The following is a 23,106-nucleotide window of genomic DNA, read 5'->3' as shown; positions in this document are numbered from 1 at the left end:
TCGTGTAAATGAGTAGTTTCACTTATTTAGAGTTCAATTGCATATAAAGTCCTAATGAGGAAGACCGAACAGCGTCGCGTTGACGTTTTTCGGTCTTTTTTTGACGTAATGGGGAAGGCTGGAGGAAGACGTAATTCTGTCAGAACTTGTAACCTGGACGAATGCTGGAAATCTGAACGGGATTTTGTGATAATATAGGGGAGAGGAATCTGCATGAATGCAGGTTCGATACTGTGATTACAGCAGCAAAGCTGCCCTGAACAAGCTTCAACTGAACGATTCAGGAAGGAAAGAGGGATTTATTTGTCTGAACAGGAAACGGTTCTGGAACCCAATGAAGAAACAATAAAGGCAGAACGCCATGAACGAATCATCAAACAGGTAGCCAAGGAACTGTCACTGTCCTTGAAGCAGGTCCGCACAACGTCGGAGCTTCTGGACGAAGGCAATACGATTCCATTTATCGCCCGCTACCGTAAGGAAATGACTGGAGAGCTGGATGAGAACGAGCTGCGGCTCATTGAAGAACGCATCGTATACTTGCGTAATCTCGAAGACCGCAAAGTGGAAGTCATCCGTATTATAGAGGAACAAGGCAAGCTGACCGGAGAACTGAAACAGTCCATCACCCAGGCAGTTAAGCTACAGGAAGTGGAGGATTTGTACCGTCCGTTTCGTCAGAAGCGGAAAACCCGTGCCAGTGTAGCGAAGGAAAAAGGTCTCGAGCCACTCGCTGTATGGATCTGGGGTCAACCTAAGCAAGGGAATGTCCTGGAGGAAGCTGCGCGTTATATCAATGCTGAACTTGGGGTAGACGATGCAGAGGTCGCACTTCAAGGGGCCAAGGACATCTTGGCTGAAAATATCGCAGATGATGCTGCTATTCGTGCCTGGATTCGTCGATATACACTCGATCATGGCATGCTGACTTCGGAAGCGAAGGATGCGGAGCAGGAGTCTGTATATGAGAACTACTATGATTATCGTGAGTTAGCCAAAAAAATGCCTCCTCACCGCATTCTCGCCATTAACCGCGGTGAACGTGAGAACATTTTGAAAGTGGGTCTGGACGTACAGCCTGAACCGGCTCATCGTCATATGGAAGGGCAGATCATCAAGGGTGCATCTGCGGTTCAGGACATTTTGCGTGCTGTGATTGAAGATGCTTACAAACGATTGATTGCCCCTTCGATTGAGCGTGAGGTTCGGGCAGAACTGACGGAAAAAGGTGAAAACCAAGCGATATCCGTATTCTCGGCTAATCTTCGGAATTTGCTGCTTCAGCCACCAATTCATTGCAAACGTGTGCTTGGTGTCGATCCTGCCTATCGTACCGGCTGTAAGCTGGCCGTGGTTGACGATACGGGCAAGCTGCTTGAAGTGGCTGTTACGTACCCAACGCCACCACACAACAAGAAGCGTGAAGCTGCCGAGGTCTTCCATCGGATGATCAAGCAGTATGATATCGGATTGATTGTTATCGGTAATGGTACAGGGTCACGTGAGACGGAACAGTTTGTTGCCGAGATCATTCAGGAGAACGGGGACGAAAGTCTCGTGTATCTAATCGTCAATGAAGCTGGAGCGAGTGTGTATTCTGCATCCAAGCTGGCCCAGGAAGAATTTCCGGATCTTGACGTTGCTGAGCGTAGTGCTGCTTCGATTGCCCGTCGGGTGCAAGACCCACTGGCTGAGCTGGTCAAAATCGATCCAAAAGCCATTGGTGTAGGTCAATACCAACATGATGTATCCCAAAAAATATTGGAAGAAAGCTTGAAGGCTGTTGTGGAATCCGCAGTTAACCACGTAGGTGTGGATGTGAACACGGCTTCACCTTCACTGCTGTCATATGTGGCTGGTGTAAATGCCACTATTGCCAAAAATATCGTGAAATACCGCGAAGAGAACGGCCGATTCACGAATCGTCGCCAGCTGCAGAAGGTGCCGCGTCTGGGTGCCAAAACCTATGAGCAATGCGTAGGCTTTATGCGGATTGGCGAAGGGGAGAACCCGCTGGATCGTACACCGATTCACCCTGAATCGTATAAAGTGGTTGATCAGCTCTTTAAAGAGCTTCAGGTTGAGCTGGACAAGCTTGGTAGCAAGGAACTGTCTGTTCTTCTGTCTGAGCAACAACCGGAACAGCTGGCTGTGAAGCTGGATGTGGGTGTACCTACACTGCGTGACATTCTGGACAGCTTGCAGCGTCCGGGTCGTGACCCGCGTGAGGAAATGCCGCTACCGATCTTCCGCACCGATGTACTCAAAATTGAGGATTTGGTGGAAGGCATGGAGCTGCAAGGCACGGTTCGCAACGTAATTGATTTTGGTGCATTTGTCGACATCGGCATCAAGAGTGACGGGCTTGTCCATATCTCACAGCTGAGCAACGGTTACGTCAAACATCCGATGGATGTGGTATCTGTCGGGGATAATGTAACGGTTTGGGTGATGAATGTGGATACCAAAAAAGGCCGTGTCGGCCTCACGATGAAGAAGCCTGCTTCTTCTCAGCAGTCTTCCTAATCCAGCACAATGCTCGGAGAACAGCCTTCCCTGTAAGGGGAAGGCTGTTTGTTGTCAGCTATAATACTACTATTGCCCGTACTGTATTCTTCGAAGGGATTTTATGAAAGAAGTGAGAGCTTGAAGTGGACGAAAGAGAGTGGTGTCAGATGCTTAAAGTTCGCTGTCCGCGCTGCGCGGGGTGCCACTTGTCGGTTTGTTTCGGTAAAAGAACCAACATTCGTTCAGCAGCTTGATCTGTCTGCTGTCCTTTTTATGAAATGCACGCATCAGTTGATTGCAAAGCCATTGAGGCAAGGGTATCTCCTCCTCTTGCATAATTCATCTGTACGTTAGCATATGTGGCAATAGCCTGGACTGTGCGGATTAACCAGTGAGGAACACGGAAAATTCAATTTCTATACGGATATGGATTATAGGGCGAAAAAAAAGCACAACTCCCGCTTTTAGGAGATGCGCTTTTGGTTCCATCCTGCATGAAAAATAAGTCTATAAGTGGATTAGAGTGATTCCATCTCTTCTTCATACCATTGCTCTAATTGAGCCTGAAGCGCCCGGATTTCAGTGAGCAGGGAAATCAGAGGATATTCACTCTCTCTAAGTGTTGCGAAGCTTTGTTCAAGGGCATTGATATAATCAAGGCCTCCAATAATGGAGAGTTGCTCGTCCAGAAGGTCAAGATTGTCACATTCAGCGATTGCCCAAGGCAGAACAGGTACATCTGCTGCGGTAAGTTTGTCAATTTCTTTGTGCAGGCGCAGGTTGAGCGCACTGAGTTGGTAAGCGTAATCGGCGGGCATTTCCACAAACTGCAAGTGCTGTTCCTGCTGCAGGATGACGTAGCGCATTGTAGGCATAACGAGTAATAATCTCCCCTCATACATTCTACTTGACAGTGTAGCCTACGAAACGGTTAAAATTCAAGTATTATGGCGGAAAAACAAACGGCCCAAGGGGAATGAAAGGAGGGAAAACCGATGGAAAATGAGGAATTGCAGCAATGGATTGAGCAGGTGTCGCTGGATCATTTCGGGGTTCCGTTCACTCACGAGGCGCTGTTTAACCATCGTCTGACCACGACTGGTGGGCGTTATATGCTCAAAAGTCACCGAATAGAGATTAATCCTCATCAGCTCGAAGCCTATGGGCGGGAAGAGGTTGAGAAAATCATCAAGCATGAGCTGTGTCACTATCATCTGCACATCCGTGGACGCGGCTACCAACACCGGGACCCGGAATTCAAAGCCTTGTTGCAGAAGGTGGGCGGTTCGAGGTTCTGTCAGTCCCTTCCGGATGGAAAGGGCAGAAAGCCACTACCGTACCGTTACAAGCTGGTGTGCAAGAGCTGTGGCACGGAATATTTGCGTAAACGCAAAGTGGATCCGAAGAGGTATCGCTGTGGTCGATGTGCGGGCAAGTTAGGAATTCAGAGTATCTAAAGCTTATTAAGAAAGTCATCGGAGGCATGTTGACTTGGAATATTAATCATGATAAATTTAGGATATTCAAGATCAATATTCCCTGATAGCTCAGTTGGTAGAGCACTCGACTGTTAATCGAGTTGTCACAGGTTCGAGCCCTGTTCGGGGAGCCATTCTTGGAGAGATACCCAAGTGGCTATAAGGGGACCCTCTGCTAAGGGGTTAGACTGCGTAAGCGGTGCGAGGGTTCGAATCCCTCTCTCTCCGTTCTGATTTACTTCTCTGTATAAGGGATGAGAACCCTAAAGGTTCGTCGAAGCATACGCTTCGTAAGGAATACATCGCAGTCTCGAATGAAGTGAGAGTATCCCTCTCTCTCCGTTCTGAACAAAACATAATCCCCCTTCTCAAGAACCATCAACGGTTTGTGAGAAGGGGGATTTTTGATGTATCGTCATTTTACTAATGTACACGAATGCCTAATTGCCACCCTACAATGAAATGCCTAATACCTCGTACAAACCCTTCTTGCCGGCTTCCGTGACTTCAACCGAACGGCTGCCTGCCTTCTGACGGGTCCAATCCAGTTCAGACAAGCGGCGCCCGAGTTCGTCTCCCAATACACCGGAGATATGATGACGACGTTCACTCCAGTCCAGACATTTGCGAGCCATAGCGCGACGCGATCCGGCTTTAACTTCAAGTATGATGCCAAAAGAAGTGAACCATTGAATTCCTTTCTCTGTAATGTGGTAATCCTTGGCCTGCTCATCCTCAGGTTCTTCGAGATAACCATCCCGCAATAAAGCTTCGCACAACGATATCCCCAATTTTCCGGCCAGATGCCCATAACAGGTTCGAGCAAAGCTCAAATGTTGAAGCTGATCAGATTGTTTGAGGGACCTCACTTGAACTGGTGCAGCGATACTACCCATTGTCTCAATCAGAAAAGCAACCTCCTTGCCTGCAAGTCGATAGTATCGATGTCTTCCTTGCTGTTCAACGACGAGCAGCCCGCCTTCGACCAGCTTCGCGAGATGACTGCTTGCCGTTTGGGGGGTAACACCCGCCATGTAAGCAAGTTCGCCTGCAGGAAGTGCACGACCATCCAACAAAGCTTCCAAAAAATTAGCACGACTGGGATCTGCAACTAACGACGCAACAGCGGATATATTCGGATATGCATTCATACTTCGATGATACCTGAACTATTGGTGTATTACAATTCAATGTGTATGAATGACGATCCACGACACCCATTGGATGGATTGAAGAATGGAGGAAGAAGCAATGTATACAAATGACATAACGAAAGAAGGTCCTGAACCAGAGAGTCACCGAGGCTCAAACCGAGAGTTGATGCAGCATGAGGTGATAACTCCAAGTATTTTGTACTATGGCACACCTGTATTGTTACTGAGCACGTTAAACGAAGAGGGGACAACAAATCTATCTCCACTTTCCTCATCCTGGGCACTCGGCGACTGCTTGGTACTTGGAATCGGTATTCAGGGCAAAGCCTTTGAGAACCTGAACCGACGCCCTGAATGTGTAATTAATTTGCCCGATGCATCCATCTGGGAGCAGGTTGAGATACTGGGACGTTATACGGGGAAATATCCCGTTCCTGAAGAGAAAAGAAGTATGGGGTTTGAATTTTGTGATGATAAATTTGCTGCTTCTGGACTGACACCTCAAAATTCAGTTCTGGTTGAGCCGAATAAAATAGCGGAGTGTCCACTCCAGATTGAAGCCGCGGTACAACACATACGTATTCCCGAACACACGCCATTCATGGCGATTGTGGAGGTAAAAGCGTTGAAGGTACATGCTCATCACCGCCTGCTATCAGATTTGAACAAGATTAACCCAGAGAAATGGAATCCTTTAATTTATAATTTCCGACATTATTATGGACTTGGAGAGCGGCATGGGGAGAGCTTTCGGGCAGAGAAGTGATGTATTAGGATACTAAATTAGCATACGCAATCCATAAGTGATACAAAATATACGAAGTGGGGCCAGTTGGGGCACCGCTTCTTTCGGCCTACATTGAGAATTATTTAGGAGTTCGTCCGGTGAATGTATAAGTGCGGCTATTTTATTAGTCAAGGATTGGGTAAATAGTAAAGAAAGATACATGTAAGCATATACATAAGAGAGGTGATGAGCATGGAAACGGAATACTTGATGCGTGTACTCATAGCTGGCATATGCGGCGTGTTGATCGGATATGAGCGCAAGAACCGAATGAAGGAAGCGGGAATACGTACTCACTTTGTTGTTGCTGTGGGTGCAGCATTAATGATGATTGTATCCAAGTATGGCTTTCAGGATCAGGCAGGCTGGGTGAATCTCTCGCTTGACCCATCCAGGATTGCAGCACAGGTGGTCAGTGGGGTCGGCTTCATTGGAGCCGGGATGATCTTCACACAGCGTCATACGGTCCGAGGATTGACGACAGCGGCGGGAATTTGGGCGACTGCAGGAATGGGACTGGCTGTTGGTTCGGGATTGTATTGGACAGGTGCGGGGGTAACGCTGCTTATTGTTCTGGCCCAGATGCTGCTGCATCGGCCGACACGCTGGTTGGTATCCGCGAGAACAGAGACGTTGACCATTCGACTGCTAAAGGAAGGGGACACCCTCAAAACCGTTTTGGCTTTGCTGGGACAGGAAAAAATCTCGGTAATCGGATTCAAAACAGAACAGCAAACAAGCACAGACTCCGGAGAGGAGACAGTGCTTGAATTCACTCTGCAACTGCCCGGTTCATATCGGGCCGAGCAATTGATTATTTTATTGCAGGATGTGCCTCACGTTCGATCCGTTGATATGAGGTGAGCCAGGCCATCGCTAGATCGCTAGCTCCTCGTACCGAACATGACGAAAAACGATTACTGACCGCCTTCAATGACGGACTCCGGCTGGGAAACAGGCGTGCCTTCAAGAACACAATGAATGGCATGTGCGACACCATGCTCTACATTAGTCAACGACACAGCTTTGGCAAGCGCCTTAATCTCCGGTTCAGCATTGCCCATGGCAATACCGAGTCCTGCCATTTTTAGCATGGATACATCGTTGAAATTATCACCAATGGCAGCTGTATCTTCCATGGAGATGTTCAAATGCGCAGCCAGTTTGGTTAAGGCATTACCTTTGGATACATCAGGATGCTGCATTTCGAAGTTGTGTTCAGAGGATACCACCATGGCTACATCGGAGCGAGAAGCAAAGTATTCGCGTCCCTGCTGCAATTGAGCGGGGTCCAATGAAAAGGCCATAATATTGTAAATAAAAGCTTCGGAAGGGATTTCTTGATGGGAATTAACGCGATGGTAATCTTTCTTGTCATAGTGCTTCTTAACAGCTCGAATGAGGCGTTCAATATCCTCCCCTGGACTCGAACCCAGAATGCGATCCATTTCAGCGAGCATCGCCTCATGACTGCTTATAGGGGCGTAGATTCCCTGTTGTGTGGAGGCCTCGTAGTAGCAATGATGATCTTCCAGCCACTGCATGACGGATGCGGCCGTTTCACGCTCAAGTGGAAGATGGAACAGGCGCTTACCGTTGGCATCATGGATGGTAGCTCCGTTGGAGCCGATGACTGGTGTGTTAATTCCGCCTTCGCTGCTTATCATTAATACGTCGGAATAAACCCGTCCTGTAGCGATCGTAACCTTCAATCCTTCTTGTTGCGCCTTATGGATTGCAGCTGCGTTTTCCGGGCTGATCTGACTGTCTCTGTTCAATAGGGTTCCATCTAAATCGGTAGCAAATAATTTCATATGTTACAACTCCTTTTCAATTGTAGGTTCAGGGATGAGAATCTCCACTTGCTGTTCGGTCAAAAAGGTTCGCCAATCCTGGGAAGGCCATTGATCTGTAATTAACATATCAACGAGTGACCAGTCCGCAAAACGATAACCATAACGCTTATCAAACTTGGAATGGTCAGCGAGTACAATAACCTGTTTCGCAGCTTGCATCATTTTGTGCTTGATCTTTCCTTCTTCTTCGGAAGCGCTGAAGCCGTCCATCGTAATTCCGCCAATGCCGATAAATGCTTTGTCTACATAATAGTGGGAAAGAGTTTCGATTACGGAAGTGCCATAGACATAACGCTGCTCTTTATCGACTTTACCGCCAAGCAAACGTATCTCGACAGCCGTATGATTGGAGAGAAGTTCAGCTGAGTAAATGGAATTGGTAATGACGGTACAGGATTTGCCGTTCAGATTTTCGGCACAAGTCTGCACTGTAGTGGAAGAATCCAGAATAATGTGTTCGCCTTGGCGGACGATCGCAGCGGCTAGTTTGCCAATAGCTCTTTTTTCATCGGAAATGTGGAGCAGACGATCTTTATAAGATCGGTGCTCAACTGGTGGAACGGGGAGAATTGCACCGCCGCGTGTTCGGATGATGGCATCCTGTTCTTCGAGCTTGATCAGATCCCTTCGAGCCGTGTCCCGGGAAACGTCAAACAGGGATACAATATCCTCAGCTGAAATGCGATTGTGTTTACGTAAGTGCTCAATAATCAGCTGCATTCGTTCTTCCTGAAACAAACGTGCCGCCTCCTTATACGTAGCTGACCGTGTTTATAACTGATAGGTTAATTATAAGTACTAATAATGATATTTGCAATATTATAAGTGAATGTAAGTGTATTTAAGTTTTTTGATATTAATTTTACAAATTACGATGATTACGGTGATAAATATGTGAAAGAGATTTTGGAGTGAGTAGGCTCTTAAGCTCATGAAGAGGGGTAAAAAGGAGAGGATAAAAAAATCAAAAAAAAGTGTTGCACATTTTATTTAGCCTGTGATATACTCATTCTTGTCGCCAAGAAAGACAACTTGTTAATAAGGCCCGTTGGTCAAGGGGTTAAGACACCTCCCTTTCACGGAGGTAACAGGGGTTCGAATCCCCTACGGGTCATTATCTTCACCACCTCAGGGATGTACAATCCTGATGAGGAATCCTCATAAAGTCATAGCTCCTGAACAAAAGAGTTACGCATGGCACATCCGGTGAAGTTACAGCAAGAGCCATTAGCTCAGTTGGTAGAGCACCTGACTTTTAATCAGGGTGTCGAAGGTTCGAGCCCTTCATGGCTCACCATTTTTACAATTAAATATGCGGTCGTGGTGGAATGGCAGACACGCTATCTTGAGGGGGTAGTGGGTGTATACCCGTGGAGGTTCGAGTCCTCTCGACCGCATCACAGCAACAGACGTTATAAGATAGACTCTCATGATTATTCATGGGAGTCTATCTTTGTGTTATGAGAAATACCAGAACGTATTCCTGGGATTAAAAGGCTGAGGATTCAGGAAGGTTGTGGTATAATTTAGGTACATGTATTGATTATTACGGTTGGAAGGCGGTTCTGTATGCAGTCGATCTATGAGCGAATTGAACACCTGATTGCCGAACGAGGAATGACCAAGAAGGCTTTCTGCCAACAGCTGAAGATCAGCACGGGCAATCTGGGTGACTGGAAACGCGGTAAATCTATTCCGAGTACGAATAAACTAATCGAGATTGCTTCGTTTTTTGATGTGAGCCTGGACTGGCTCATGATTGGCCGTCCATCCAAGGAGGCGATGGTGCGGGAAAAACGGGAGGATTATTTTTTTGACGTGTTGCGGCAATTGAATTGCCAAGAAAGCGAATTATCGACTGTGGAACAGTCTTTTATCAGTGAATATATTGAGTTTACCCGTTATCGCAAATCCAAGGAAAGCAAAAATTCAGGCGACTTTCGTTACAATGGAGAAGATAAGCCGGTAGCGGATGAATCGGTGCACCGGAAAGATTAAGCACTTCTCTTCATTACAATTTTTATGTAATATAATGCCATAATTGGGTTTGATCATTTGTTCGGCAATGAATTGGAGAGACGTAAAATTTTTAAGTGATTCGGATAGGAGGAAGTTCTGTATGCAGTCGATCTATGAGCGAATTGAACATCTAATTGCCGAGCGAGGGATGACCAAGAAAGAGTTCTGTAAACAACTGAAGATTAGCACAGGTAATCTGGGTGACTGGAAACGAGGCAAATCTGTCCCGAGTACGAATAAACTCATTGAAATTGCTGCGTTTTTTAATGTGAGCCTGGACTGGCTCATGATTGGCCGTCCATCCAAGGAGGCGATGGTGCGGGAAAAACGGGAGGATTATTTTTTTGGCGTGTTACGGCAATTAGATTGCCAGGAAAGCGAATTATCGACTGTGGAACAGTCTTTTATCAGTGAATATATTGAATTTACCCGTTACCGCAAATCCAAGGAAGGCAAAGATTCAGATGACTTTCGCTACAAGAGAGTAGATACGCCCGAAGACGATGGCACGATATAGCTCCAATTGCGATGTGATCGGCTAGCTCGGATAAGCTTAAAAACCTCTGAACAGATCCGAATCCATTCGGTAAGCTGTCCAGAGGTTTTTGGTTTTTTAGAACAGTGTCATTATGAGTTTTCGAATGGCTCATCGGACCGAATTAAAACCGTTATTTGCGGAAAGCCAGCATTTCTTTGCCCAAAAGATCGGGTCGAAGAGTGTTCCAAATCTGTAGGCACTGCTCCTGAAGTTCCCAGGCTGCCATTCCGAGCAAACGAACACCAATCCCGCCTGTAGCGAGCAAGCTGGCCCCGGCAAGCATGCGACCATCTGGGGGAAGAATGGACCGTACGGACTCCAGCTGTGCTGCACCCAAACCAGGGGCAATCATCCATAAAGCCGCAGTGTGGGTGTAGTCTAACAACGCTGCGGATGATTTCGGATCATCGGATTCTGGTTCGAGCCCAAAGCGATCCCAGACGGCCAATTGCTTCCCTTGCCAAATTTCTGTCAGACTGCGATATCGCTTGAACTGAAAGGCTTCCCCTCGATGAATTCGCCCAGCGGACCAGATATCCGCATACGCAAGTACTGCTTGTTCACCCAGCTCGAAGGTCGTGGTGAGTGAGGATGAGCTGCCTTTAAACGGAATAACACATTCAGGAAAGTACTCCAGCACCGCTCCTTGTTCCAGTCGGAAGTGATGGTTCACAGATGACGGAACAGTAGGTGTGGGATGAAGCCTCGTGGCTGATGTGCTGCTTAGCATTACGTGAGTGTTCTGGCACAACTGCCACTCGGATCGATAATGATCACCGTTCAGCACGCCTGGAGAGACGTCTGAAGTGTATATACATAATTCATCTCCGCCACCCGGAGGTCGAAAGGATCGACTGAACCGGAGAGGGGCGCTATAATACCGATCAGTCATGACGGTGCGCCCGCCTTGAAGAACGAAAGTGGCCCGAAGCTCGCTGCGGCGTATCACGGCCTCTCCGGCACTGCAATTCAGTCCGTGTTCAACTCCATGTAGAGAGGAGGATGAATTAGTGGCTGTGTGTCGTACCGTGCTCATGGGTGTGCGTATGCAGATGCGCAGCGGAAGCATCGTCATCCATATATTGATGTTCAAGCCAATGGACAATTTCGGATACCCCTTCACCGCTCATCAGGTTTGACATCACATATGGCCTTCCTTCACGTACCCGTTCGGTATCATCCTTCATCACTTGCAGACTTGCGCCAACATAAGGAGCAAGGTCGGTCTTGTTAATCAGCAGCAGGTCTGAGCGTGTGATACCCGGACCGCCTTTGCGAGGCAGTTTTTCACCCTGAGCCACGTCAATAATATAAATGAATACGTCCGCCAGTTCCGGGCTAAATGCAGCAGAGAGGTTGTCGCCACCGCTTTCGATAAAGATCAGCTGCAGGTCAGGAAAGCGTTCAATCAATTCATCAACGGCTTCGAAATTCATTGAGGCATCCTCTCGAATAGCGGTATGCGGACAGCCCCCTGTTTCTACACCGATAATACGTTCCGGTGCGAGCGCGTTCTGACGCAGCAAAATCTCGGCATCCTCTTTCGTGTAAATATCATTGGTAATAACGGCCAGGCTGTAGCGTGTGCGCAATGCCTTGGACAGCTTCTCCACGAGGGCTGTTTTTCCTGAACCTACCGGTCCGCCGATTCCGATTCGCATCGGGCGACTCCGATCAAATACCTTACGTTCCCATCCTGCATGATGCGTATGATTAGCTCCTCCACACATAACAAATTCCTCCTTGGTTTTGAATTAAATATAGTCAGGACATGAATAGACGGGCTGGCAGACTCTCATGCCTCATGGCATAGATTTCCTGGGCAATACCGAAGCTGTGCATATCTTCCGGGTCGTTATCCCGGATTTGAGACCATTCTGAATCAATATCGTTCAAAAGTTTCTGAATAAGCATCTGTGCCTCGGTTTGCCCGATGGGTAGAAGGCGCAGAGCACTATTAACATAAGCGTTAACAGAGGTGTACAGATGTCCAGTGACGGCTTCGTCCAGTCCGATTTCCAGTTGATAATTGATGTAGCCGTGAATCGTTGTGATGCCGCAAAAGGCACCATGATCCTTTATGGCTTCATCAATTAGTGTGAAATCCATCCATGGGTAAAGTGACCTCGCGAGCTTGAGTAATCGCTTCCCCATCTTGTGTCCGCTTTCCCGCAGCTCCCTGGGGGTCCGCTGTGCGTGTACGCGTTTGTCATAAAGGGCCAGAAGGGCGGCGTCCTGTTGCTCGATGGCTTGGTAGACACCTTTAATGGCGAGACCATCGATCCGCACGAGGCTGGAATGAAGCTGGCCGCGAATGAATTGTTCAAGCTGGGCGGTGGTCCGTATCCTGCCATCATGAGTGTATGCCTCCAGACCGAACGAGTGGGAGAACCCGCCAATGGGCAGGGCTGAATCCAGCAGTTGAACATAACGGAGCAGTTTCGTGCCGCTGTGCATCATCATGCGTGTCCCCTTCTTATGTGTGTAAATTACAATCCAAATCTAATATAAATTTTTTAAAAATATAAGATGAACAAGCGGTTTACACGAGAACGTAGAGGGCAGAAAAAACCTGGAGAAGCGTAGCGCTCGCCTAAAAGATTTCTAAAAGAAAGCTACGTCGAAAGCATACGCTATCACAAGATTTCTCCCTTTCAAAAGGGATCAAAGAAATCTGGGGATAACAGCGATCGGAAGGTTGTTCTGCCAGCGGAGTGATCAAGTGTAAGCGGAACAGTTCTACTTATATTTTGCTTTTTTATATTAGATGTCAAAACATGAAATAGCGTTGAGCCATTGGCAATTCATCCGCAGGTTCACAGGTGAGGAGTTCACCATCGGCCCGAACCTCATAGGTTTCGGGATCGACTTCGATGACGGGTGTGACGTCGTTATGGATCATGTCCTTTTTGCTTACTGAGCGGCAGCCTTTGACAGGTTCTACGCGTTTGTTCAAGCCCAATGTCTCCTTGATTCCTGCATCTGCTGCGGCTTGGGAGACAAAAGTGATCGACCCTTTGGCAATTGCGCCGCCGTAGGCACCGAACATTGGTCTACCGAATACGGGCTGCGGCGTAGGGATCGAGGCGTTGGGGTCACCCATCTGGGCAAAGGTGATCATGCCGCCCTTGATGACCATCTCGGGCTTTACTCCGAAATAGGCCGGGTTCCAGACGATCAGGTCTGCGAGCTTGCCTACCTCTACGGAACCGACGAGATGGCCTATACCGTGAGCAATTGCCGGATTGATCGTATATTTGGCAACATACCTTTTGATCCGATCGTTATCGGAGGGGGAGCCTGAGGTCAGTTCAAGCTTGCCTCGCTGCTTTTTCATCTTGTCGGCGGTTTGCCAGGTACGAATAATCACTTCGCCAACCCGGCCCATCGCCTGCGAATCCGAACTGATGATGCTGAATACACCAAGATCATGCAAAATGTCTTCGGCCGCGATCGTTTCGGGACGAATCCGTGAATCAGCAAAGGCAACATCCTCAGGGATGGACGGGTCCAGATGGTGACAAACCATCAGCATATCGAGATGTTCTTCTACGGTATTGCGTGTGTAAGGACGTGTTGGATTGGTTGAAGAGGGGATGACGTATGACTCTCCGGCAGCGCGAATAATATCCGGCGCGTGTCCGCCGCCAGCACCTTCCGTATGGTAGGTATGGATCGTGCGTCCGTTAATGGCTGCCAGTGTATTTTCTAGAAATCCGGTCTCGTTCAGCGTATCGGTATGAATGGCTACTTGAACATCATGCTCTCCGGCTGCGGTCAGACAGGCATCAATAGCGCTTGGCGTTGTGCCCCAATCTTCATGCAGCTTCAGTCCAATGACACCGGCTTCAATCTGTTCAATTAATGGGGCGGTGCTGGAACTGTTGCCTTTGCCGAGATAACCGATATTCATGGGAAATGCCTCTGCGGACTCCAGCATGCGGTGGATATGCCACGCTCCGGGTGTACAAGTTGTGGCTTTAGTTCCGGTTGCAGGTCCTGTACCGCCGCCGATCATGGTTGTTACTCCTGAAGATAATGCCGTTTGAATCTGTTGTGGACAAATAAAATGAATATGGGTATCAATACCTCCCGCGGTCACAATCATGCCTTCTCCGGCAATGATTTCGGTCGATGCGCCAATAACCAGCGCGGGATCAACTCCGTCCATCGTATCGGGGTTACCGGATTTGCCGATTGCGCAGATGAGGCCATCGCGGATGCCGATGTCTGCTTTTACAATCCCCCAATGATCAATGATGACGGCGTTGGTGATGACTGTATCAGGCGTACCATCACTGCGAAGGGCAGATGTGGACTGACCCATTCCATCACGAATAACCTTGCCCCCGCCGAATTTGCTTTCATCCCCATAGACCGCATAATCATGCTCAATCTCCGCCCATAGTTCCGTATCTGCCAATCTGACGGCATCCCCGGTCGTCGGCCCGAACATGGACGCGTATTGTTCCCGGCTCATTCGTTTCATATAGGGTCCCCTCCGTTCTGCACAGGGGGTGCGAAGGCCTTCAGAAATGCTTCCAGTTTCTGTGGATCAGGTGGCTGATCTGCCGAACCCTCAGTTAATCCGTTAAATCCATAAATCTGACGTTTGCCGCCAAATGTGGTGAGTTCGACCGGTTTTTCTTCACCGGGTTCAAACCGGACAGCAGTGCCTGCCGGAATATGCAGGCGGTGGCCGAAAGAGGAAGGGCGATCGAAGTCCAACGCAGCATTGACTTCATAGAAGTGAACGTGAGAACCGACCTGAACGGGACGGTCGCCGCGGTTCAGTACAATCAGACGCACGGTTGAGCGATCGGGATGACAGACGATCTCATCATCCTGTTTTAAGCGATATTCACCAGGGATCATGGAGTTCTCCTGCCTTTCTCAGCGTATAGGTTCATGGACCGTGACCAGTTTTGTTCCGTCAGGAAAAGTGGCTTCCACCTGTACCTCAGGGATCATATCGGGCACACCATCCATGCAGTCTTCACGTGTCAGGATCGTGCCGCCGTATCTCATCAACTCTGCGACACTCATGCCATCGCGTGCGCGTTCCATAAGTTCGGAGGTCAATAATGCGATTGCTTCGGGAACATTCAGTTTAAGTCCGCGTCCTCTGCGTTCGCGGGCGAGGTTAGCGGCCACGGTAATCAGGAGTTTTTCTTTTTCCTGTTCAGTCCAGTGCAAGGCAATCCGACCTTTCCCTTAGATAGTCTATATCGTCATGGATCATGTTATATGTTAAATATACTCACACAGGGTGGACCCTTTGTCAATATGGTTCTAATTATATTAGCAGTATGCATGAAACGAGTATGCAAGAAATAAAATTGTGTAAGCATTATTGACACGGTGAGTGTGACCCTCCATAATTTGGATCAACGAACATTTCGGACGTATATGACCTTAATGTTCGTCAATAGACTAAAAAAAGGGAGTGTAGGCTATTGAAGAAGAGGTCGATCAAGTTATGGAGTGTTTTGCTCGGTGCAGTCATTGCGTTGACAGGGTGTGTGGAAGGTGGCTCGCCGCCTGAGGCATCGGGTTCCAGTGGGACGGGAGAACCTGCTTCGTCCGGAGATACGATTAAAGTAGGTGTTCTTCACTCCCTGAGTGGAACGATGGCGATCAGTGAAGTGTCGGTTAAGGATGCGGAGATGCTTGCCATTGAAGAGATCAATGCAGCGGGCGGAGTTCTGGGTAAACAGATCGAGCCTGTGGTCGAGGACGGCGCTTCCGATTGGCCTACATTTGCGGAGAAAGCAGGGAAGCTGCTTCAGCAGGACAAAGTAGCCGCTGTATTTGGCGGATGGACCTCTGCGAGTAGGAAAGCGATGCTTCCGGTGTTTGAACAGAACAAGGGTCTGTTGTTTTATCCGGTGCAATATGAAGGATTGGAATCATCACCCAACATTTTTTATACAGGAGCCACAACGAATCAACAGATCGTACCGTCTGTAACCTGGTTGCTGGAGAACAGGGGCAAGAAGTTCTACCTGCTGGGTTCAGATTATGTGTTCCCGAAAACGGCCAATCAGGTCATTAAAGCCCAGCTGGCAGCTGAAGGTGGCGAAGTGGTAGGCGAAGAATATACACCGCTGGGGCATACGGATTACAGTACGATTATTAGCAAAATCAAGGCTGCCAAGCCGGATATTGTATACAACACGCTGAACGGGGACAGCAATGTCGCCTTTTTCAAACAATTGAAGGATGCCGGGATCTCTTCGGAGCAGTTGACCACTCTGTCAGTAAGTGTGGCGGAGGAAGAAATCCGAGGGATTGGTGCGGATGTGCTGAAAGGGCATCTGGCTTCGTGGAACTATTATCAGACAACAGATACTCCTGAAAATAAAACATTTGTAGAGAAATATAAAGAAAAATATGGAGCTGATCGGGTGACGGCCGATCCGATTGAAGCGGGATATGTGGCGGTTTATCTGTGGAAAGCAGCTGTGGAGAAAGCTGGATCAACTGATGTTGAAAAGGTGAAGGAGGCCGCCAAAGGTTTAGAATTCGATGCGCCGGAAGGAAAAGTGACGGTGGATGGAGAGAACCAGCATATCTACAAAACGGTGCGGATTGGCGAAGTGCAGGAAGATGGACAGTTCAAGGAGTTGTGGAACTCGGGCGCTCCAGTCAAACCTGATCCGTATCTGAAAACGTACGAATGGGGTGCTTCCCTTAGTAATAAATAGCAAAGGCATCTCACGTCAAAACTGCTAAAAAACCGACGAGGGTGAGACAACACACCCTCATACAACATTACGGTAAAGCGTTGATGTGGAATGGAAATGGTGTCTTGTACCCATTTTTAATTCAGATGTTCACAGCATGAGGAGGGAAAGGCGATGGATATGTTTGTCCTGCAACTGTTCAATGGGTTAAGCATCAGTTCCATCCTGCTGCTGATTGCTTTAGGCCTCGCAGTTACGTTTGGACTGATGAATGTCATTAACATGGCTCATGGTGAATTGATCATGATCGGCGCTTATGCTACGTATGTGACGCAGAACCTGTTCATTTCGTACGCTCCGCCAGCGTGGTTTGATGTCTACTTTATTGTAGCTTTGCCTATCGCCTTTGGTGTGGCGGCTCTTATAGGCTGGTTGCTGGAAGTGGTGCTGATCAGACATCTGTATGGGAGGCCGCTCGACAGTCTGCTTGCGACATGGGGCGTAGGTATGATGCTGCAACAATTGGCCCGAACGATATTTGGAGCACCAAATGTAGGAGTATCCAGTCCGGCTTGGCTTAATGGAGGTCTGACCATCGCGGACGGCATTGTGTTTCCGTACAAACGGATTTTCATTATTGTGCTGGTTGCGATTGTGTTGTTGTGTATGTACTTGTACATTTATCGGACTTCTTCCGGGAGACGGATGAGGGCGGTGATGCAGAATCGAAGTATGGCGGGCTGTCTTGGGATTTCCACCAGACGAGTGGATGGCATGACCTTTGCCATTGGTTCGGGCATTGCCGGGATCGCTGGATGTGCCTTGACGCTCATTGGCCCGATTGGCCCTTCACTGGGTACGTATTATATCGTGGATGCATTCATGGTGGTTGTGCTGGGCGGTGTCGGGAAACTGGTAGGGACCGTGTGTGGTGCCCTCGGGATTGGCATGTTCAATACGTTATTCGAAACGTATACCTCCGCCTCCATCGGTAAGGTGTTGGTATTTGTCTGTATTGTAGCTTTTCTCCAATGGAAGCCGCGCGGGCTCGTTGCCATACGGACCCGGAGTCTGGATTAATGCGAAAAAGGGGGTTATGTAATGTCTGCACTTCTCAAGACGGGTAGTCTGAAAATGAAGATCATCTGGGCCGTTGTCCTGATCATGATGTGTCTGGCTCCGCTTATTTCCACGGAATTCCGGCTTAGTTTGTTGGCGAAATTCCTGGCCCTGGCCATTCTGGCGATTGGTCTGGATCTAATCTGGGGATATGGAGGGGTGCTTAGTCTGGGGCATGGCGTATTCTTCGGACTTGGCGGGTACGCCATGGCAATGTATCTGAAGCTGCAGGCCAGTGGTACAACACTTCCGGACTTTATGGGATGGAGTGGTCTTAGTGGTCTGCCGTGGTTTTGGGAGCCATTTAGGTCATTTCCGGTGGCGCTATTGCTGGGCATTGCTCTTCCGGCATTACTGGCCTTTGCCTTGGGGTGGTTCACGTTCCGTAACCGGATCACCGGTGTGTATTTTACAATCCTGACCCAAGCTCTAGTCCTCATTACAGTGACGTTATTCGTTGGCAAACAGGAATGGACGGGAGGGACCAATGGTATAACGGGATATAACGCCATCTTTGGTTTTACCCTACATTCGGCAGGGACAACGATTGCTCTCTACTATATAACGCTTGTCGTACTGGTGCTCGCCTATCTGCTTTGTCGCCGGGTGGTGAACAGCAGGTTCGGTCAGGTGCTTGAAGCTGCGCGCGATGGGGAGAATCGGGTTCGCTTTCTTGGATATGACCCGGCAGGTTTCAAAACGCTGGTCTTTGCCCTTTCCGGAGCGCTGGCAGGAATTGCTGGTATGTTATTTGTGCTCCAGGTAGGGATCATCTCGCCTTCGATGATGGGAATCGTGCCTTCAATTGAGATGGTGTTATGGGTTGCATTGGGCGGTCGGGGGACGCTGATTGGTGCGGTGATCGGAGCTGTGGTGCTGAACGCGGCCAAAACGGGTATCAGTGAAGCTTATCCGGAAGGTTGGTTGTTTGTCATTGGAGGGCTCTTTGTAACCGTGGTCTTGTTCATGCCGAATGGACTTGTTGGTGTGTACCGTCATGTCGTGCGCTTGCTGAAACGGAGAGGAGAGGTTGTGCATGTTCCAGTCAGTCAGGAGAAACCAAAAGTCTACTGAGGTTCCGGTAGTGCTGGTTGCTGAGGAAATTACGGTGGCATTTGGCGGTTTTGTTGCAGTCAAAGGCATGAATCTGAAGCTGTATGAACATGATCTGCATTTTCTGATCGGACCGAACGGTGCGGGGAAAACGACAATGCTGGATGTCATTTGTGGCAAAACCAAGCCTGTGTCCGGTACGGTGAAGATGGCGGATGGTGCGGATCTGACACGCCTGAAGGAGCACCAGATTGTTCGGAAAGGGGTAGGGCGCAAGTTCCAGGCCCCATCGATCTTTGCTGGGCTGACCGTGCAGGAGAACCTGACGCTGGCTGCGGAAACTCGTCGTTCTCCTTTACAGGCGCTAGGCATTCAGCGGTATTCGAAAATAAGTCCTGCGATGGAGCGGATTACGCACCAAATTGGTTTGAAGGAACGTGTGGATGCACGTGCAGGGGCCTTATCCCATGGGGAGAAGCAGTGGCTCGAGATTGGCATGCTGCTGCTGCAGGAACCCCGTGTATTGCTGCTGGATGAGCCGGCAGCGGGAATGACGGATGAAGAGACACATAAAACAGGCCGCCTATTGCAGGAGATTGCACGAGAACGGTCTGTTGTGGTGGTGGAGCATGATATGGAGTTTGTGCGCGAGTTTGCAGCCAAAGTGACGGTGATGCATGAAGGCAAGCTGCTAAAGGAAGGTACGATGGCGGAAGTGCAGGAAGATCCGAGAGTGGCTGAAGTGTATCTGGGCAAAAGGAGGGATGAGCATGCTGTCGCTGCAACGAATTGAATCTGGTTATGGGGAAAGCAATGTGCTGCGCGGCGTAAATCTGGATGTCCGGCCGGGTCGGGTGGTATGCCTAATGGGGCGCAATGGTGTAGGGAAAACCACCTTGATGAAAACATTGATGGGTCTTCTTAAAACGCGGAAGGGAAGTGTTCAGTGGAAAGGTCAGGAACTATCCACCCACGACCCGGCCAGGCGGGCCAGGGCGGGAATTGGATATGTGCCACAGGGACGAGAAATCTTCCCGCAGCTTACGGTAAAAGAAAATCTGTTGCTGGGTCTGGAGACAAGCAGCTCAGGAGTGAAGACGTTCCCGGAGGATGTGCTGGCCATGTTTCCGGTGCTTGCCACAATGTATGGAAGGCAGGGTGGTGATCTGAGTGGCGGTCAGCAGCAGCAGTTGGCCTTTGCCCGCGCGCTGGCTTCAAGGCCTGGTCTGCTGCTTCTGGATGAGCCGACAGAAGGCATCCAGCCTTCCATCGTAGAGGATATCCGGCAGGTTATTTTGCAAATTAAAGCAAAAGGTGAGATCTCCATCTTGCTGGTAGAGCAGAGTATTGATTTTGTACGCGGTGCTGCAGATTATATCTATGTAATGGACAAAGGGGCAATTGCACTGCAAGGAACACCGCAGGAACTGGATATGTCGCAGTTTGAGCACCATCTGTCTGTGTAGCTAAGGTTCGTGGTGGTAGGGAGAGTTCAGGCGTGCTTGTCCAGAATGTTGGAGTACTTCGGATATAGTCTTCGGATGCAATCCGGGCAGATATCATGGGTGAATTCAGCATGAGTATGCTTCTCCAGATAACTCTCAACTGAATTCCAGCTGTCCTGTTCATCCTTAATCTGTTTGCAGACAGCACAAATGGGAAGCAGTCCGCGCAACGTGCGCACTTCGGACAGAGCTTTCTTCAATTGGCGTTCTGTCTGTTTCTGTTCGGTAACATCCGTGTGTGCAATCAGTGCGAGATCAGACAGCAGGGATGGGTCGGCCTGAATCAATGGGGTGAGTTCGAGACGGAACCACCGTTGTTCGTTGTGGGCCGTTTGAACGAAGATGTCATATGTATGACTGTCTTTAAAAGGTGCAGTGATACTTTTCAACTCCTGAACGATCTTCGCATTCTTTGCTTGTTCCTCGCGTAATGTCCACCCCTCTATTAAACGAAGGTAATAAGATGTTTCGGGTATGGTGCTGGAGTGGCTGGATACGCCCGGTTTGGGAAGCAGTTGCCCGAGTCCTTGTTGCCAAGCCGTATTGCAGCTGCGGATGATCCAGTTATGGTCTACGATGATGAGCTGGTGTTGCATGGACTGGAACGATAATCTCTCCAGATCGGATATTAAGTACCTCATGAAATGAGCTCCTCCTTGGCAGAAAACTTATCTTAAATCATCTGGAATTTCCAAAATATCGGCGACCTGGTTCCTGAACCGGGTTGCTTTGCGTGTACCGTGGATGAGATTGGACAGACGGTATGGCGGGATGTCGTACTGTTCACAAAATGTCTTTTGGTCGACCTGGAGCTCGGTTAGTCTTCGTTTGATGGCCCATCCGAAAGGAGTCACAGGTTTCTTTTTGTTCAAAAGGGTTCACCCCTCAGTGGAATATAGTATTCAGCCGGTTATTCTTGATGTAGAATATATAGATATGCGAGCTGTATAATTTATTATATACGTATTTGCGTCATCTAACAATTAAAAAAGACGGAAATAAGTGTATTTTATTATGTAAAATGGCGTAATTACGTTAAATAGACAAAATAAATGACATGAAAAACACGCCAGCGATGAGGTGCGGCGTGTTTTTCATGTTTTACTGTATGAGGAGGTGAGTTGTATGGGGGTGAAGGGGTAGAGATCAGGCCCTATAGGCGTGAAGTCCTGCTCCAAGCATATGGAAGCTGGGGAATAATGTTTTCATGGACATTGAGGCTGGTTGTACCAGTCCATCCGCAGCGGAGGCGCTGACGGTATGCCATTCATGCTCCAGGTCTGCGGCGAGGCGAACCAACAGGTTCTGGGTTGTATCGGGAGTGAGGGGAATCACCTTGGAGGCTTCGGTTATGCAGGCACTCATGGCTGAATACAGATAACCAAGGACTGCCTCCTCGACAGGGATTTCGAGGTGGTGGTTAATCCAGGCGTGAACAGTGGAAAGGCAGCCAACGGATTCATACTTAGCCAGAGTCTGTTCAAGCTCGCTAAAATCAATCCAGGGGTGGAGTGCACGAGCCAGCTTAATCAATCGTTTTCCCATTGTAGAGGCATGTTCTCTGAGGCTTGCTGGGGTGCGCTGGACATGAACGAGTTTGTCGATAAGGGCTGTACGCCACGCGTCATTATGATCTGTGGCGGTGTATATGCCTTTAATCGCCATACCTTCCAGACGCACGATACTGGGGTGCAATTGACAGCGCATGAATGATTCTAGATCTTCAGCACTGCGAATGGTTCCTTCAGTAATATGGGTATCCATACCAAAAGAATGGGTGAACCCTCCGACCTGGATAGAGGAATCAAGCAGTTTGACGTAATCGAGCAGCTTATTCCCACGGTTCACAATCTTTCGCCTCCTACGTTCGTTAAATGTAATGTAAAATAACATTTATACTCTGTTTTAGTTCGTTTTAAGTTCGTAAATCCGAATTATATGATATATATGTTCACATAAATATCCGCTTTTTGTCAATAGTTTCTGGGTTTTAAATTTAAAAATCTTTATTATGTTAATTTATATTACAATTTAAGTTATCTTGTTTAAGGTGAATGGAGTAATTGTTCCTTATAAAGGAAGTAGAGTGATCCGCCTGCTCGGATATAAAAACGGGATCAATTTTAATCATATGTGCTTTTTAGGAGAAAATGACGAGATTATACGATTTTTGGAAGGGAAAGCGCAGTTAAAATGATAATATTAAAAATGCTTTACATTTAAACTTGAAGCGGGTATAATCAATTCTGTTGCCGATTATTTACGACATGCGGTCGTGGTGGAATGGCAGACACGCTATCTTGAGGGGGTAGTGGGTGTATACCCGTGGAGGTTCGAGTCCTCTCGACCGCATCATAAGAACGATTAAGAAGAAGCTTCCCATACGGGGAGCTTCTTTTTTAT

General features: G+C 48.4%; 25 protein-coding genes and 6 tRNA genes. 17 read left to right on the top strand and 14 right to left on the bottom strand.

The features are described 5' to 3' along the window. Positions 1–303: 303 nt before the first annotated feature. Complete coding sequence (locus tag Q0V21_RS15665) at positions 304–2,526, top strand: Tex family protein (RefSeq protein WP_301879624.1); 2,223 nt, start codon at positions 304–306, stop codon at positions 2,524–2,526. A 153-nt stretch (positions 2,527–2,679) separates the two neighbouring features. Here Q0V21_RS15665 and cmpA read toward each other — a convergent pair whose 3' ends face one another. After that, entirely contained in the window at positions 2,680–2,823 is a 144-nt protein-coding gene (cmpA, locus tag Q0V21_RS15660; protein WP_090808144.1) for a cortex morphogenetic protein CmpA, read from the bottom strand. 203 nt (positions 2,824–3,026) lie between these two features. Next, a complete protein-coding gene (locus tag Q0V21_RS15655; protein WP_301879623.1) occupies positions 3,027–3,383 on the bottom strand; it encodes a hydrolase/acyltransferase in 357 nt (118 codons plus the stop codon). Between the two features lie 120 nt (positions 3,384–3,503). On the opposite strand from Q0V21_RS15655, the gene Q0V21_RS15650 reads away from it, so the two are divergent. From Q0V21_RS15650 to Q0V21_RS15640, 3 genes are all read left to right on the top strand, one after another. Continuing rightward, positions 3,504–3,965, top strand: a complete 462-nt coding sequence (locus Q0V21_RS15650; RefSeq protein WP_079350831.1) for a SprT family protein — start codon at positions 3,504–3,506, stop codon at positions 3,963–3,965. A gap of 79 nt (positions 3,966–4,044) precedes the next feature. Further along, a tRNA-Asn gene (locus tag Q0V21_RS15645) sits at positions 4,045–4,120 on the top strand. Positions 4,121–4,125: 5 nt separating this feature from the next. Further along, positions 4,126–4,214 (top strand) — tRNA-Ser (locus Q0V21_RS15640). A gap of 224 nt (positions 4,215–4,438) precedes the next feature. On the opposite strand, the gene Q0V21_RS15635 is transcribed toward Q0V21_RS15640, so the two are convergent. Next, positions 4,439–5,137, bottom strand: coding sequence for an ArsR/SmtB family transcription factor (locus Q0V21_RS15635; RefSeq protein ID WP_301879622.1), 699 nt, complete (start codon positions 5,135–5,137; stop codon positions 4,439–4,441). Between the two features lie 169 nt (positions 5,138–5,306). Here Q0V21_RS15635 and Q0V21_RS15630 point away from each other — a divergent pair, with 169 nt between their 5' ends. Next, a complete protein-coding gene (locus tag Q0V21_RS15630; protein ID WP_301879795.1) occupies positions 5,307–5,906 on the top strand; it encodes a flavin reductase family protein in 600 nt (199 codons plus the stop codon). Between the two features lie 213 nt (positions 5,907–6,119). Beyond that, positions 6,120–6,791 (top strand): MgtC/SapB family protein, encoded by a 672-nt coding sequence (locus Q0V21_RS15625; RefSeq protein ID WP_079350829.1) that lies wholly within the window; start codon positions 6,120–6,122, stop codon positions 6,789–6,791. Between the two features lie 53 nt (positions 6,792–6,844). Here the strand turns inward: Q0V21_RS15625 and Q0V21_RS15620 are convergent, their stop codons facing one another. Together Q0V21_RS15620 and Q0V21_RS15615 are read right to left on the bottom strand one after the other, a co-directional pair. Next, on the bottom strand, positions 6,845–7,741 hold the full coding sequence (locus Q0V21_RS15620; protein WP_301879621.1) for a Cof-type HAD-IIB family hydrolase: 897 nt from the start codon (positions 7,739–7,741) through the stop codon (positions 6,845–6,847). 3 nt (positions 7,742–7,744) lie between these two features. Then, positions 7,745–8,521 (bottom strand): DeoR/GlpR family DNA-binding transcription regulator, encoded by a 777-nt coding sequence (locus Q0V21_RS15615; protein WP_024630705.1) that lies wholly within the window; start codon positions 8,519–8,521, stop codon positions 7,745–7,747. Between the two features lie 304 nt (positions 8,522–8,825). Between Q0V21_RS15615 and Q0V21_RS15610 the strand changes: the two genes are divergently transcribed. From Q0V21_RS15610 to Q0V21_RS15590, 5 genes are all read left to right on the top strand, one after another. Continuing rightward, positions 8,826–8,897: transfer RNA gene (locus Q0V21_RS15610), tRNA-Glu, on the top strand. A 107-nt stretch (positions 8,898–9,004) separates the two neighbouring features. Continuing rightward, positions 9,005–9,080, top strand: a tRNA-Lys gene (locus Q0V21_RS15605). Between the two features lie 17 nt (positions 9,081–9,097). Then, positions 9,098–9,180, top strand: a tRNA-Leu gene (locus Q0V21_RS15600). Positions 9,181–9,352: 172 nt separating this feature from the next. Continuing rightward, positions 9,353–9,781: a helix-turn-helix domain-containing protein gene (locus Q0V21_RS15595; RefSeq protein ID WP_079350827.1), complete on the top strand. Its 429-nt coding sequence runs from the start codon at positions 9,353–9,355 to the stop codon at positions 9,779–9,781. Between the two features lie 121 nt (positions 9,782–9,902). Beyond that, a complete protein-coding gene (locus Q0V21_RS15590; RefSeq protein WP_079350826.1) occupies positions 9,903–10,319 on the top strand; it encodes a helix-turn-helix domain-containing protein in 417 nt (138 codons plus the stop codon). 151 nt (positions 10,320–10,470) lie between these two features. Here the strand turns inward: Q0V21_RS15590 and Q0V21_RS15585 are convergent, their stop codons facing one another. The 6 genes from Q0V21_RS15585 to Q0V21_RS15560 form a co-directional block, all read right to left on the bottom strand. Continuing rightward, positions 10,471–11,232, bottom strand: coding sequence for an urease accessory protein UreD (locus Q0V21_RS15585; protein WP_301879620.1), 762 nt, complete (start codon positions 11,230–11,232; stop codon positions 10,471–10,473). A 115-nt stretch (positions 11,233–11,347) separates the two neighbouring features. After that, positions 11,348–12,070, bottom strand: coding sequence for an urease accessory protein UreG (gene ureG, locus Q0V21_RS15580; RefSeq protein ID WP_024630701.1), 723 nt, complete (start codon positions 12,068–12,070; stop codon positions 11,348–11,350). 34 nt (positions 12,071–12,104) lie between these two features. Further along, the gene (locus Q0V21_RS15575) at positions 12,105–12,803 is read right to left on the bottom strand and encodes an urease accessory protein UreF (RefSeq protein WP_024630700.1); all 699 of its coding nucleotides are present in this window, start codon (positions 12,801–12,803) and stop codon (positions 12,105–12,107) included. A gap of 307 nt (positions 12,804–13,110) precedes the next feature. Continuing rightward, positions 13,111–14,829 carry an urease subunit alpha gene (gene ureC, locus Q0V21_RS15570; protein WP_285075146.1) on the bottom strand — a complete coding sequence of 573 codons (1,719 nt, stop codon included), beginning with the start codon at positions 14,827–14,829 and terminating at the stop codon, positions 13,111–13,113. Then, positions 14,826–15,215: an urease subunit beta gene (locus tag Q0V21_RS15565; RefSeq protein ID WP_301879619.1), complete on the bottom strand. Its 390-nt coding sequence runs from the start codon at positions 15,213–15,215 to the stop codon at positions 14,826–14,828. Before Q0V21_RS15565 ends, ureC begins: the two co-directional genes overlap by 4 nt. A gap of 18 nt (positions 15,216–15,233) precedes the next feature. Continuing rightward, positions 15,234–15,536: an urease subunit gamma gene (locus Q0V21_RS15560; RefSeq protein WP_024629311.1), complete on the bottom strand. Its 303-nt coding sequence runs from the start codon at positions 15,534–15,536 to the stop codon at positions 15,234–15,236. A gap of 260 nt (positions 15,537–15,796) precedes the next feature. On the opposite strand from Q0V21_RS15560, the gene urtA reads away from it, so the two are divergent. The 5 genes from urtA to urtE all read left to right on the top strand — a co-directional run bounded on the left by urtA (position 15,797) and on the right by urtE (position 20,664). Further along, the gene (gene urtA, locus Q0V21_RS15555) at positions 15,797–17,047 is read left to right on the top strand and encodes an urea ABC transporter substrate-binding protein (protein WP_301879618.1); all 1,251 of its coding nucleotides are present in this window, start codon (positions 15,797–15,799) and stop codon (positions 17,045–17,047) included. Between the two features lie 153 nt (positions 17,048–17,200). After that, on the top strand, positions 17,201–18,106 hold the full coding sequence (gene urtB / locus Q0V21_RS15550; protein ID WP_024629313.1) for an urea ABC transporter permease subunit UrtB: 906 nt from the start codon (positions 17,201–17,203) through the stop codon (positions 18,104–18,106). A 21-nt stretch (positions 18,107–18,127) separates the two neighbouring features. Next, positions 18,128–19,219, top strand: coding sequence for an urea ABC transporter permease subunit UrtC (gene urtC / locus Q0V21_RS15545; protein ID WP_301879617.1), 1,092 nt, complete (start codon positions 18,128–18,130; stop codon positions 19,217–19,219). Further along, complete coding sequence (urtD, locus tag Q0V21_RS15540) at positions 19,182–19,991, top strand: urea ABC transporter ATP-binding protein UrtD (RefSeq protein ID WP_301879616.1); 810 nt, start codon at positions 19,182–19,184, stop codon at positions 19,989–19,991. The genes urtC and urtD overlap by 38 nt, the downstream gene beginning before the upstream one ends. Continuing rightward, positions 19,969–20,664 (top strand): urea ABC transporter ATP-binding subunit UrtE, encoded by a 696-nt coding sequence (gene urtE / locus Q0V21_RS15535; RefSeq protein ID WP_301879615.1) that lies wholly within the window; start codon positions 19,969–19,971, stop codon positions 20,662–20,664. Before urtD ends, urtE begins: the two co-directional genes overlap by 23 nt. Before the next feature lie 26 nt (positions 20,665–20,690). Here urtE and Q0V21_RS15530 read toward each other — a convergent pair whose 3' ends face one another. From Q0V21_RS15530 to Q0V21_RS15520, 3 genes are all read right to left on the bottom strand, one after another. Continuing rightward, entirely contained in the window at positions 20,691–21,344 is a 654-nt protein-coding gene (locus tag Q0V21_RS15530; protein WP_301879614.1) for a nitrogen regulation protein NR(II), read from the bottom strand. 27 nt (positions 21,345–21,371) lie between these two features. Beyond that, positions 21,372–21,575 carry a hypothetical protein gene (locus Q0V21_RS15525; RefSeq protein WP_024629318.1) on the bottom strand — a complete coding sequence of 68 codons (204 nt, stop codon included), beginning with the start codon at positions 21,573–21,575 and terminating at the stop codon, positions 21,372–21,374. Positions 21,576–21,849: 274 nt separating this feature from the next. After that, entirely contained in the window at positions 21,850–22,551 is a 702-nt protein-coding gene (locus tag Q0V21_RS15520; protein WP_301879613.1) for an urease accessory protein UreF, read from the bottom strand. A 421-nt stretch (positions 22,552–22,972) separates the two neighbouring features. Between Q0V21_RS15520 and Q0V21_RS15515 the strand changes: the two genes are divergently transcribed. Then, positions 22,973–23,055: transfer RNA gene (locus tag Q0V21_RS15515), tRNA-Leu, on the top strand. The last annotated feature ends 51 nt before the right edge of the window (positions 23,056–23,106 follow it).

This window comes from Paenibacillus sp. 11B (assembly GCF_030487755.1).
GTDB lineage: Bacteria > Bacillota > Bacilli > Paenibacillales > Paenibacillaceae > Paenibacillus > Paenibacillus vandeheii.
This window is presented reverse-complemented; position numbering and strand designations above follow the sequence as displayed.

Excerpts from the sequence above, each read along its gene's own strand:
- Q0V21_RS15630 (WP_301879795.1), top strand. The coding sequence starts at position 5,307 with ATGCAGCATGAGGTGATAACTCCAAGTATTTTGTACTATGGCACACCT.
- Q0V21_RS15650 (WP_079350831.1), top strand. The coding sequence starts at position 3,504 with ATGGAAAATGAGGAATTGCAGCAATGGATTGAGCAGGTGTCGCTGGAT.
- Q0V21_RS15635 (WP_301879622.1), bottom strand. The coding sequence starts at position 5,137 with ATGAATGCATATCCGAATATATCCGCTGTTGCGTCGTTAGTTGCAGAT.
- Q0V21_RS15655 (WP_301879623.1), bottom strand. The coding sequence starts at position 3,383 with ATGCCTACAATGCGCTACGTCATCCTGCAGCAGGAACAGCACTTGCAG.
- Q0V21_RS15620 (WP_301879621.1), bottom strand. The coding sequence starts at position 7,741 with ATGAAATTATTTGCTACCGATTTAGATGGAACCCTATTGAACAGAGAC.
- urtD (WP_301879616.1), top strand. The coding sequence starts at position 19,182 with ATGTTCCAGTCAGTCAGGAGAAACCAAAAGTCTACTGAGGTTCCGGTA.
- urtC (WP_301879617.1), top strand. The coding sequence starts at position 18,128 with ATGTCTGCACTTCTCAAGACGGGTAGTCTGAAAATGAAGATCATCTGG.
- ureG (WP_024630701.1), bottom strand. The coding sequence starts at position 12,070 with ATGTGTGGAGGAGCTAATCATACGCATCATGCAGGATGGGAACGTAAG.
- Q0V21_RS15575 (WP_024630700.1), bottom strand. The coding sequence starts at position 12,803 with ATGATGATGCACAGCGGCACGAAACTGCTCCGTTATGTTCAACTGCTG.
- Q0V21_RS15590 (WP_079350826.1), top strand. The coding sequence starts at position 9,903 with ATGCAGTCGATCTATGAGCGAATTGAACATCTAATTGCCGAGCGAGGG.
- Q0V21_RS15595 (WP_079350827.1), top strand. The coding sequence starts at position 9,353 with ATGCAGTCGATCTATGAGCGAATTGAACACCTGATTGCCGAACGAGGA.
- urtE (WP_301879615.1), top strand. The coding sequence starts at position 19,969 with ATGCTGTCGCTGCAACGAATTGAATCTGGTTATGGGGAAAGCAATGTG.
- ureC (WP_285075146.1), bottom strand. The coding sequence starts at position 14,829 with ATGAAACGAATGAGCCGGGAACAATACGCGTCCATGTTCGGGCCGACG.
- Q0V21_RS15565 (WP_301879619.1), bottom strand. The coding sequence starts at position 15,215 with ATGATCCCTGGTGAATATCGCTTAAAACAGGATGATGAGATCGTCTGT.
- Q0V21_RS15625 (WP_079350829.1), top strand. The coding sequence starts at position 6,120 with ATGGAAACGGAATACTTGATGCGTGTACTCATAGCTGGCATATGCGGC.
- Q0V21_RS15530 (WP_301879614.1), bottom strand. The coding sequence starts at position 21,344 with ATGAGGTACTTAATATCCGATCTGGAGAGATTATCGTTCCAGTCCATG.
- urtB (WP_024629313.1), top strand. The coding sequence starts at position 17,201 with ATGGATATGTTTGTCCTGCAACTGTTCAATGGGTTAAGCATCAGTTCC.
- Q0V21_RS15585 (WP_301879620.1), bottom strand. The coding sequence starts at position 11,232 with ATGACTGATCGGTATTATAGCGCCCCTCTCCGGTTCAGTCGATCCTTT.